This window comes from Elusimicrobiota bacterium (genome assembly GCA_016218575.1).
In the GTDB taxonomy this organism is placed as follows: domain Bacteria; phylum Elusimicrobiota; class Elusimicrobia; order UBA1565; family UBA9628; genus JACRDN01.
This window is the reverse complement of record JACRDN010000019.1, coordinates 339555-351347: the sequence shown is the minus strand read 5'-3', so window position 1 is coordinate 351347 and position 11793 is coordinate 339555. Positions and strand designations below refer to the sequence as shown.

Below are 11793 nucleotides of genomic sequence, written 5' to 3'. Positions count from 1 at the left end.
ATTGCCAGATGACATCGGGCCTCGGCGCAGGCGAAAGCGAAGGAGATTCGTCCCGCAATCAAAAGCTGTGGGCCGTGCTTTTGGTCCTGGACGCTTTTCTTGTCATCATATTCGGCGGAGCCCTGGCGGCCAAGCTCTACCAGCATTGGCAGTCTCCTCCCCAACTCCCGCCGCCTCCAGTACAGGTCCATAGGGCCAAGCCGGCCCCGCCGGCGCCCAAGCTCGCTGAAGAGCCCGCCCCGCCCGCGGCAAAGCCCGCGGAGCCCACGCAGGCAGCCCCGGCCAAGCCCGCCAACAATCCCGCTTTCGTGCAGGAAGCGCCCAAGCCCCGCGAGGCGCCCAAGCTCCAGGAGGCGGCCAAAGCGACCACTCCAGCCGGGGCAGTCGCTCCCATCCCAGCAGCAGCACTGGCTGCGCCCCAGCCATCGGCCAAGGTCAAGGCCAAGGCCGTCAAATTCCAGATCAAGGCTCCCGGAGCCAAGAACGTGGAGCTCTGGGGAGGCTTCATTCGCGGCGGCCGCAAGGCCATGACCCAGGAAAGCGACGGGATGTGGACCCTGACCCTCTATTTGACTCCCGCCACCTACCGCTACCTCTATCTCGTGGACGGCATCAAGACCCTCGATCCCGAAAACGCCCGCACCGAGCGCAACGCCTCGGCCGTGACCGTCGCGCAGTAAAATTAACCCTTCCGCCAGTTATTGATTTTGTAACAACCCTCTGTTACCCTGCGCCTCAAGCCCGACTATGCATCTTCGCCCGACGACTTGGCGCTCGGCATTTTTATGGACGGCCCTCGGCTTGGGCTTTTCATTGGGATTGAGCGCCTCCAGGGCCGGCGCCGTCGCGTTTACCTCTAGATTCGCCCACACCTCGACTTTATTGCCCGACGGCAACATCCTCGTCGTGGGCGGAATGACGGCCCCGGGCGACCTCACCACGGCCTTGACCGGCGTCCAGATCTCCCTGGAGCGCCAAAACGACTTTTTGGACGCGACCGCCATGGCGGTCGCCCGGGCCTCCCACACCGCGACCATGCTTCCCACGGGCCAGGTCCTGATCGTCGGCGGCGTGAACTCCGGGGGGGTACGCACCGACGCCGTGGTCTTCGACCCGTCCCAGAACTGCTGGTCCGCCTCCATGGCCATGACCGAGGTCAACGGAAGGTTCAACCACACCGCGACCTTGCTCAAGACCGGCAAGGTCCTGGTCTGCGGCGGACAAAGAGGCTCTGGCGCCATGAACAGCTCCTGCGAGCTCTACAACGCGCCCACCAACCCCTCGTTTACCTGCGGGGGAGCCTTCGGCTCCTTCTCCGCCACGGGCTCCCTGGCCTCGGCCCGGTCCCTCCACACCTCGACCTTGCTTCCCGACGGCAGGGTTTTCCTCGCCGGCGGCTGGGATCCCAACAACGCCACCTACCCCTACCTCGTCACGACCGAGATATACAATCCCACTTCCGGGACTTTCAAGGCCGGAAAGAACCTCATCCAGCAAAGGGCCTATCACACCGCCAACCTCATGGGCAACGGCAAGGTCCTCATCACCGGGGGCTTCAACGGCAGGGACTCCCTGGCCAACAAGGGAATCCTCCAAACCACGGAGCTCTACGACCCCGTGTCCGATTCCATGGTGCCCGCCCCGTCCATGCTGGTGCGCAGCCTCGGCCACAGCATGACGCTTCAAAACGACGGACAGTTGGCCATGTTCGGAGGCCTCGGGAACATCACCACCACCTTCGTCAACGCCTCGGCGACCTTGGTGGACGGCTCCTCGGTCACCGGCTCCTTCGGCAACGTGCTGTCCACCATGAACGTGACAGGCGGGTATCTTGCCGTCAACCTCAACTTCCCGCTCTCCGTCCCGGTCACCGGGATCATAGAACAGGGAGAGGTCCTTATGTCCTCGCCCATCGTCAACTTTACCTACTCGGGAGTCACGGGCCAGGCCATTCTCCGGGCCGGCACCGCGGACCCGGCGGTGGGCCTGCGCGCGAGTCTCGCCGGAACCAGGGTCTTCTGCGATCCTGTAGCCGGGACCTGCGGTCAGATCAGCCGCACCGTCTCGCTGTCTCCGATGCAGGGCCAGTATTTCACCCCAGACGTCACCGTAAGCCCCGACAATTTCACCTTGATCGCCAACAGCACGGTGGGGTTCACCGCTTCCCCCATGACCGTGGACAACTCGCCCGGGACGATACTCACCGCGAGCATACTGACCGGGACCTTGACCGTCCCGATTTCGAAGATTTTCCTGGGAGCCGCCATCAGCAGCGGCAGCCTGCGCCTCACCGCGGGCAGCCTCTCCATCACCAACATCGCGACCCTCTCCTTCACCGACGGCTTCACCCAGATCCCGGGGGCTCCCACGGTGGTGGACGACGGGGCGGGGGGAGCCGAGTTCTCCTTCAACGCATCCTTCATCAATTTGAGGGGTACGGTGGACGTGAGCACGACCACGAACCAGGTCACTCCCTTCAACGTGGCCGGCCGGGTGGTCACGGGGCTTTCCGGCACGCTCAAGTTCGTGGCCAGCCGCGTGAACCTAAGCCAAACCAATTTCACGGTGGACGTCGCCACGGTGGTCATACGCAGCATGATGTTCAGCGATCTGACCAAATTCAACCCCCAAAGCAACGCCTGGAGCTTCACGGTGCAGGGGTTCGGCAGCCAGAAGCACGGGCATAGCGCCACTCTCACCCCCAGCGGAGACATCTCCCTCCTGGGGGGACTGAGCTGCACCGACTCCCAAACCTCCCAGACCGACTGCACCTCCTCCTCGCCCCGGGGATCGGCGCGCGTCATCCCCAGGCTCGGAGCCTGGACGGCCAACAGCGCCGGCATGACCAACTCTAGGGGAAACCACACCACCACCATGCTCCCCAATGGAAATATTTTGGTGGCGGGCGGGTCCAACGGCCCCAACGTCTTGCGCTCGGCCGAGCTTTTCGATCCGGTGACCGCGCGCTTCTCCGCAACCGGGCCGATGCTGGAGGTCCGCGATCTTCACACGGCCACCTTGCTCCCCAACGGCCGGGTCCTGGTCTCTGGGGGCTTCACCACCAACGCGACGAGCACCGGGGCCACCGCGGGAGCCGAGATCTACTACCCCGCCACCGGGATCTGGGTTCCCACCCAGTCCATGAACACGGCCCGGGACAACCATGCGGCGGTCCTCATGGCCGATGGGAACGTCCTGGCGACCGGCGGCTACAACGGGGGGACCTACCATAACGAGGCCGAGATCTACTACTCCACGGCCGGGGCCTGGCGGCCCATCAGCAGCATGAACCTGGCCCGGGCCCTGCACACGTCCACCCTCCTGCAGGACGGACGCATCCTGGTGAGCGGAGGGGTCAACGCGAGCGGGGTGCTCGCGCGCAATGAGATCTACAACCCCGTCACCGGCGCCTGGACCATGGCCACCTGCCTCAATAACGCGGCAGATCCCTGCGCTGGCAGCGCCAAGCGCTCGCATTCCCACTCAGCCACCTTGCTCATGGACGGCCGGGTCCTCTTGACCGGGGGCAACGACGGCTTCGGGGAAACCGCCTATTCCTTAATATATGATCCCGTGGCCAACACATGGACCGACACCGGGGCCTTGGTCCCGGGGAGGCCCTTGAACACGCCGCGCTTCAGCCACACGGCGACCTTGCTGCCCAACGGCAACGTCATCATCGCGGGCGGCGCGCAGGCCTTGGGCAACACCTTGAACAGCTGCGAGACCTTCGACGTGGCGACCTCGTCCTGGCAGGTGAGCGGGAACATGTCCGCCTCCAGGGGCTACCACACGACGAGCCTGGCCAAGGACGGGAATCTTTACGCCATCGGAGGCTATAGCGGGGCCGCCTTCTTGTCGAGCGCCGAGCGACTCTACTTCACGGGCTCGCCGGACGCCGCGAGCCTCGGGGCCCCTCCCAGCGCCAGGCAGTCCACCATCACCGCGGTGGACCTTTCTCCCTTCAACCGAGGGGACTTCGTCACTTTGAGCGGGCGGAATTTCCAGGGAATCACGGAGGCCTCGAGCGGGGGGCCCGCCAGCGGGAACTCCTCCCATTTCCATCCTCGCGCGGTTTTGCAGGCGGTGGACGGTTCCGGAGGCACGAGCTCCCAAGGCTCCGGGGGCTTCGCCCTCGACCTGTCCACGAGGGTCTACAGCAAGACCCCCGATCCAAACCTCTGGACCAAGACAGATTCCTCCATGACGGTGCTCATGCCCTCGGCGGCGCAGAGCCCCCTGCCCTCCCCCGGCGGGACCTTCCTTCCTTACGGATGGTACCACCTGCGCTCCGCCTCCAACTCCCAATTCTCCGACAGCGTGCTCGTCCAAGCCGGCCCCCCCAAGCCCACGGTGGGCCCGACCAGCGTGACCGCCAACACGGTTTCCATCACCTCCACGACCATCACTTGGAGTTGGACCGACATCCAAGGCCAGACCACGATGGACGGCTACGAGGTCTTCTCCGCCACCACCGGGGTCTTCATCTCGACCGTGGGCGCGGCCACCCCGACCTACACCCAGCGGGGCCTAGCCCCCAACGCCACGGCCCAGCTCCTGGTGGGGGCCTACACCCTCACGGGCGACGGCCCGTTGACCACATCGGCCACCTTCTTCACGCTTTCGACCGTCCCCGTGAGCGTGGCCGTGACCTCGGTAACATCCACAAGCCTTCTTCTCTCATGGAACGTCAACGGCAACAGCCAGGGGACCATCTACGAGGTGTCGCTCTCGACGGACAACTTCGCGCTCTCCTTCTCGACCCCGGTGCCTAGCCTCTCGGGGCTCACCACGGACAACGTAATTCTTGCTCCACTGCAGTCGAACACGACCTATTATCTGCGCCTGAGATCCTTCAACGGCGCCGGCACCGCCTCCAACTTCAGCGTGGTCGTCGCCACACAAACCAGGACCCCCGTGGCGGGGTTGGCCGGAACGGGGCTCACCACCACGAGCATACAGTGGAGCTGGGTGGATCCGGGGGGAGTCAATTTCTACAAGGTCTATAATTCGACGACGGGTGCGGTGATCGCCACCCCCAACACCAACGTCTTCCAAGACACAGGGCTCTCCACGAACTCGGTCCGCTCCGTGTACGTTAGCGCGGTGACCCAGGCCGGGGAGGGGCCCTTATCGGCCTCTGCCACCACCTTCACCTTGTCGGCCATCCCCTTGGCCGTAAGCCCGCCCATACTGAACGTCACCACGGGCTCGTTTACGGGCATATGGAACACCAACGAGAACCCAGCCGGCACCACCTTCGAGATGATCGTCTCCTCGGGAGACGCCGTGGTGAGCACCATCACCACGACGGGATTCTCCGCCAGCGTCGCCGACCTGGCCTCTCCCGCCATGCCCTTCGACGTGAAGGTCCGGTCGCTTAATGGCGATAGCGTGGCCTCCAGCTATCTCGTCCTAGGCACCACCTCGACCTTGGCCAATCCCCCGACCAGCCTGACGGTCCTGGGGACCACGCCATCCTCCATCTCGGTTTCCTGGAACTCCAACAACAACTCCTCCTCGGCCACCTACCAGGTGACCTATTCCACGGATAACTTCGTGACGCACGTCTCGACGCCGCTCGCCTTCTCCAAGCAGTCGAACCAGACCGCCTTGGTCCTCTCGAGCCTCCTGACCGGCACGACGATCTCCATACGCGTGGCGGCCCAGAACTTAAGCGGCCTGGCAAGCGCCTTCTCCAACACCGTCACCACGGCACCCTTCAACGGGGGAGTCCCGGCCGGGTCCCTGGGTGGCACGGTCCTCACGACGCAGAACAACATAATCGAAGGAACCCTCGGCAACTCCCGCTACGTCAAGCTCACGGTGCCGGCCAAGTCCTTTGCCTCGGACGTCTTCGTGACCGTCTCCTCTTTCACGGTCCCGCCCTCTCCCTGCGGAGCCGGCGGGGCCAATATCGGGCTTTCCATCACCCCACGGCCCACGATGCAGCCGGTCGGCCCGGTTTTCCTGACCTTCTCCTTCGCCGATGCGGAGCTCGCGGCGGTGCCCATCCCAGCCGGCGAAGCCACGTTCATGCGGGTGGATGACTCCGGAGCCTGCGTGCCCCTGCAGACCGTGGTGGACAGCGTCAACCACCGCATGACGGTCCAGCTCAACCATTTCTCCCAATTCCAGGTGGTGCGGGTGAGCCCCTCCACCTCGGTGGAGCAGGCTCGGGTTTTCCCGAACCCCTTCATGCCGAACCGAGGCCATGGCTACGTCACCTTCTCGCAGATGCCGGCCGGGGCCAGGGTGCGGGTGTTCACTTTGAGGGGGGAATTGGTCTTTGAGGGCCAAGCCAACGGCTCTGGACTCATGATCTGGGGCGGAGTGAATCTCTACGGCCGGCCGGCGGCGAGCGGGGTGTACTTGGCGACTTTGGAGTTCAACGGGCAAAAAAAGGTCCATAAAGTGGTGGTGCTCCGGTGAGAACTGCCGCCCTCGCCCTGCTGATGGCTTTACCGCCGGTGGCGCGCGCCTCGGATTTCAGCAAGGCCGCGGTGGGAACCACCGGCTCTGAGTTCCTCCTCTTCGACCAGGGCGCGCGCGGCATCGCCATGGGCGGCGCCTACTCGGCCGTGACAGACGACGCCTACTCCCTGTATTGGAACCCGGCGGGCCTGGCCAAAATCCCCAGGATCTCGGCCACCTTCATGTACTCGCGCTACGTGCAGGACATCACCTACCAATCCGCGGCCGTGGCCAAGAGGGTCTCCGACAACGGGGTGCTCGCCGCGGGCCTGCGCCACCGAGACATCGGCGAGATAGACCACACGGATCTAGCAGGCAGGACCGTGGGAACATTCCATCCCCGCGACTACGTGATCGAGGGCGGCTGGGGGCAGGCCATCTACGACCTCTCCGACAGCGAGATGGACATTTCCATGGGAGTGGCCGGGCGCTGGATCCACTCGGACTACCTCCTGCACGGAGACGGCTTCGGCGGGGACATAGGGATATTGAGCCGCTTCTACAGCGGCCGCTACATCTACGACGTGGCCTTCGTGGCCCAGAACCTGGGCCAGGGCCAGAAATTCGACCAGGTACGAGACACCCTGCCCTTCCGGGCGCGCCTGGGAACGGCCGTCCATCCCAACAACGCGCTCACTCTTTCCCTCGAAGGGATCATGCCGGCCAATAATACCCCGCACGCGGCCTTGGGCATGGAATACAAGCTAGAGGTGGACCGCAACATCAAGGCCGCCGTGCGGGGAGGGCTCAACACCCTCACCATGCAGAGCCTGGGGTTTGCCACCACGTTCAGCGCGGGCATGGGCGTCTCGGTGGGGGACTGGAGCTTCGATTATGCCTTCTCTCCCTTCGGAATCCTGGGAGACCAGATTCACAGATTTTCGATCAGCTTCAATCTGCCGGCGAAGACCTCCCGGCGCAACCGCGAGAGATGACCATGTCCAACCCCAGCGACGAGCCCCAGATCCCGGCACCACCTCGATCGCAACCTCCCCTCCCGCCTCCGGCCGAACTCATCTCGCCCCAGCCTCCCTACGTGCCCTTGACCCCGATGATGTCCTTCCTGGAAAGGCGCTTGGAGGCCCTGGAGGGGGAGCTGGCGGTGGAGCGCGAGCGCGCCCAGTCGGCCCAAAACCTTCTCAAACAGCAGGACGCCATACGCCAAGAGGTCGAAACCCATCTCAAGTCCCTCACCGACCAGCTCAGGCGCGAGAAACTGGAGAGGGAAAGCGAGGAGACCAAGGCCCACGCCCGGGGGCGCGTGGACGCTTTGGAGCGTCGCCTGGACGAGATGCACCAAAGCTGGCTCTCCTTAATAAAAGAATCCTTGAGCCAGAGGGAGGCCCAATCCCAGGCCGCGAGCGCCGCCCAGGCCACTCTGGCGCAGGAGCAGGCCGCGCTCAAGGCCGAGATCGCCGGGGCCATGGCCTTGGCCAAGGAACGGGGATCCCTCCAGGACAAGCTGGATCTGGGATCGGAACTGGCGAGTCTCGCGCGGAAATTTGAAGAATTTAAGGCCGGCCTCGGCCAAACTCTCTCTCGACTCGAAAGCCGCATGGCCGAACAAACCGCAGTCCTGAAGGAATTCAAGGCCGAAGCCAGAGAGCTCTCCCAGTCCCCGGCCGAGCACTCCTCTTCCCAAGAGCGAGTCATCGCTTCCCTGCAAGCCGAGAGGGCGGAGCTCCTCAAGGCCTTGGAGCAGCGCTCCCAAGAACTTCGGAAGTATATCCAGGAAGCCTCGGCCGCGGCCCAACTGCGCGCCCAGATGGCCGTCATGGCCCGGCAATTAGGCTCCTTCCTTCCCAGCGGCGGCGAATCCGAGCGCGACAAGTTCCTGCGTCTCCTCAAGGAAAAATTCGGCGAGTAGTAGTCGTCGTAATTTGGTGACAGTCACCGAATTGCCTGAATTTTATATACTGCCCCCATGCGAGCCATGGTACTGGAGAGCTTCGGGGGGCCCGAGGTCCTAAAGGCGGCCGAGGTTCCCGACCCCGAGCCGGGCGCGGGAGAAGTCCTGCTCAGAGTCCGGGCCTGCGCCTTGAACCATTTGGACCTTTGGGTGCGCGACGGCATCCCGGCTTACAAAATCAAGCCGCCGCATATTCTCGGCTGCGACGTCTCGGGGGAAATCGTCGCCTTGGGGCCGGCAATCCGCGAGGCCCGCGTGGGACAAAGGGTTTCGGTAAACCCTGGGCGCTCCTGCCTTAAATGCCCCCGCTGCCTGGCCGGAGAAGAGAATTTATGCTCCCAGTACGGGATCATCGGCGCGCAAGCGGGGCCGGGGGGCTACGCGGAGCTGCTGAGCGTCCCCGAGCAGGCCCTTTTGCCCCTGCCCGAGAGCCTCAGCTTTGAAGAAGGCGCGGCCTATCCCCTCACCTTTCTCACGGCCTGGCGCATGCTCATGACCGTGGGCGGCTGCGGCCCCGGCCAATACGTCCTGGTGCTCGGAGCGGGAAGCGGAGTGGGGGTGGCCGCGGTGCAGATAGCGAGGCTCGCCGGCGCTAAGGCAATCGCCGTCTCGACCTCCCAGGAGAAGCTCGCGCGCGCCAAGGCCTTGGGAGCGTGGGCCGTTATCCACTCGCCGCCGGGAGACATCCTAAAGGAAACCATCAGGCTCACCGAGGGGCGAAGGGCCGACATCGCCTTCGAGCACGTGGGCCCGGCCGTTTTCGAGGCCGCGCTCAAGAGCCTCAAGAACGGAGGTCGGCTCGTCACCTGCGGGGCCACGAGCGGACACGGCGTCACTTTGGATCTGCGCTATATTTTCGGCCGCCAGCTCCAGATCCTCGGCTCCACCATGGGCAATTCGCGCGAGATGCGGGAGGTGGCGCGCCTGGTGGGGGAGAAGAAGCTCATCCCCGTGATTGACCGCGTCTTCCCATTGGAAGAGGCTCGGCGGGCCCATGAATACCTGGCCGAGAAAAAGCACTTCGGCAAGGTCGTGCTCAAGATTTGATCCCGCGCTCCCTCTGGGTCTTGCTGGTGCTCGCCTTGAGCTCCCCTTTTTGGAGCTTAAGCCACCCTCTTGTCGAGGTAGACGACGCGCGCTACGCCGAGATCCCACGCGAGATGGCCGAGTCCGGGGACTGGGCCACCCCCAGGCTCAACTACCTCGACTACGTGGAAAAGCCCCCGCTTTGGTATTGGCTGGGGGCCGCCTCCTACAAGGTTTTCGGCGTCTCGGAGGCGAGCGCGCGCCTGCCCCTGGCCCTGCTCTCGCTCGCCGGGATGCTAGGCCTGGTCTGGCTAGGTTCCTGGGCCTTCTCCCCTCAGACCGGAATCATGGCCGCGCTGGTCCTGGGAAGCTCCGGCTTGTATTTTTTCCTCTCCCACTACATCACCCCCGACCTGCCCTTGACGGTTTTCCTCTTGTGGTGCTCGGCCATGATACTAAGGTGCCTGCTCAGACCCGCAGACGCGTCTTGGGCAGCACCCTTGGCTTGGGTTTTCGCGGCCTTGGCGTTTTTAAGCAAAGGTCTAGTCGCCTTAATATTTCCTACGGCATGGGCGATGGCGCTGCTCATCCTTTTCCCCGAACTACGGCAGCACGGCAAACGCCTTATTTCTCCACGGGGCGCAGCACTTTTCACAGGAATCGCGGCCCCGTGGTTTCTTTACATGGAGCACCGGCATCCGGGATTTCTTAAAGTTTTCTTCTTGGAACAGCATGTCCAGAGATTTCTAACGGAGAAATACAACCGTAACAGCCCTTTCTATTTCTTTTTCCTGGTGCTGCCGGCGGGGCTTTTGCCCTGGATTGGGCCCGTCTTGGCCGGCTGGACCCGGGTCTGGAAAAGCCGGGAGCGAGCGCCCTTAGCCCTGGCGATTTGGAGCACGCTGATCTTCGCGTTCTTCTCGGCATCCAAGTCGAAGCTCGCCACCTACATTCTTCCAGTTTTCCCGCAGCTCTCTCTTCTGGCGGCCTGGGCCCTTGAAAAACCTCTGCCAGTTTGGGCAAGACGCCTTTCCCTGGCCCTGGGAGGGCTATTCCTGGCCGCGGCCCTGGCAATACTTTTCATCAAGGCCTGCGTTCCGGGCCTAGCCGGACTCAACGCGGCGCTGGCGGGATTGCTTTTAGCCTCGCTGGGAATAGGATTGCTCCGGTCCGCCACGACATCGGAGCCGGCGCTCGCCTTGGCCTTGGCGGGATTCTTGGCGGGAGGACTCTCTCTGTTCGCGTTGCTCCGCAACGCGGAGACCCTGAGCGCGCGCTCCTTAGCGGCAAGCGTCGCGGAGCGCGCCCGGCCGGAGGACAAGGTCTACTCCTACGGGGTATACCTCCACGGCCTGCCCTTCTACGCGAGAAGGCCCGTGGATAAGCTCGTCAATTGGACAGGCGAGCTCCACTACGCCAAGCGCTACCCCGAAAACACCGGGCGCTTCGGCGACGACAACGACTTGCGCGCCCTTCCCGCTCCCGGACACCGGACCTTCGTGGTTTTCCGGAGCTTCGAGGCGCCCCATGTGATAAGCCTTGTCGGCGCCAAAAACATCAAGCGCCTCGATGTTTTCGGAAGCTGGGTCTTGGCTGAGTTTTAAGGCCCCGCGAGAGTGACGCGGGTCTTTCGGCGATCCTTGGCCGCGGCGGAGAGCCGGTAGCCCCGATTCCCGGCCTGTATCTGGAACAGGTTGGGGTCGAAAATCTTCGACATGGCGGCCTTGAACTCCTCCACGTCCCCGCTGGCCTGGGCGAGATCGCTCAAAGATGAAGTATAGGCCCCATGACTGCGCTTGTACTCCTCCTCGATCCGGGCCAGGATCTTGAGGCCATCCCGGGCCTTCTCCACCGCGAGGATGTCGGAAAGGGTCGGGTTGGTCTTGTATAAGTAAATCGTCCCGCCGAAAAGAGCCGTGATGAGGAGTGCTGCCGCCAGGAAAAGGAGCCCGGCCTCGCCTTGATTCTTGGCCCGGGCCTCCACTACAAGGCTGCCGGAAATCATATCGTGCAAAGTGCGGGATTCCGGCTGGAAGAAAGCCACGACAAACCCAAAATTGAAGAAGGGGGTGCTCAGCCCGTAGCCCAAGGCGCGCAGAAGGGCTCTAAAAACCCCCAAGGGCTGGCCGTCGCGCCTCAGCACCTGGAGCCCCATCAGGCGCTTGCCGATGGTAGCCCCCAGCAAGTTGCCTAGGAATTGGTAGAAGAAATACAGTCCCAGCCAGAGAAGCGGGACTCGGTGGAGGATATATCCGCAGGCAAACGGAGCCGCGTCCAGGATGTAGGCGATGAAGCGGTCGCTGATCTTGGCCGGACGAAGCTCGAGCATGCGTTCTCAGTATAGAGGGTAAACAAACGCGGGTCAAGATCTCGCTTGACCCCGT

At 63.7% G+C, this 11793-nt stretch carries 7 protein-coding genes; 6 read left to right on the top strand and 1 reads right to left on the bottom strand.

Annotation, left to right across the window (positions count from 1 at the left end):
* Nucleotides 1–8: 8 nt before the first annotated feature.
* The 6 genes from HY921_09790 (at nt 9) to HY921_09765 (ending at nt 11013) form a co-directional block, all read left to right on the top strand.
* Nucleotides 9–680 carry a hypothetical protein gene (locus HY921_09790; GenBank protein ID MBI5631160.1) on the top strand — a complete coding sequence of 224 codons (672 nt, stop codon included), beginning with the start codon at nt 9–11 and terminating at the stop codon, nt 678–680.
* Between the two features lie 139 nt (nt 681–819).
* The gene (locus tag HY921_09785) at nt 820–6432 is read left to right on the top strand and encodes a fibronectin type III domain-containing protein (protein ID MBI5631159.1); all 5613 of its coding nucleotides are present in this window, start codon (nt 820–822) and stop codon (nt 6430–6432) included.
* Nucleotides 6429–7409: a PorV/PorQ family protein gene (locus HY921_09780; GenBank protein MBI5631158.1), complete on the top strand. Its 981-nt coding sequence runs from the start codon at nt 6429–6431 to the stop codon at nt 7407–7409. Before HY921_09785 ends, HY921_09780 begins: the two co-directional genes overlap by 4 nt.
* Nucleotides 7410–7411: 2 nt before the next feature.
* Nucleotides 7412–8341, top strand: a complete 930-nt coding sequence (locus HY921_09775; GenBank protein MBI5631157.1) for a hypothetical protein — start codon at nt 7412–7414, stop codon at nt 8339–8341.
* A gap of 57 nt (nt 8342–8398) precedes the next feature.
* On the top strand, nt 8399–9430 hold the full coding sequence (locus tag HY921_09770) for a zinc-binding dehydrogenase (protein ID MBI5631156.1): 1032 nt from the start codon (nt 8399–8401) through the stop codon (nt 9428–9430).
* A complete protein-coding gene (locus HY921_09765) occupies nt 9427–11013 on the top strand; it encodes a glycosyltransferase family 39 protein (GenBank protein ID MBI5631155.1) in 1587 nt (528 codons plus the stop codon). The genes HY921_09770 and HY921_09765 overlap by 4 nt, the downstream gene beginning before the upstream one ends.
* Here the strand turns inward: HY921_09765 and HY921_09760 are convergent.
* Nucleotides 11010–11738, bottom strand: a complete 729-nt coding sequence (locus HY921_09760) for an RDD family protein (GenBank protein ID MBI5631154.1) — start codon at nt 11736–11738, stop codon at nt 11010–11012. The genes HY921_09765 and HY921_09760 overlap by 4 nt on opposite strands.
* Nucleotides 11739–11793: the final 55 nt, after the last annotated feature.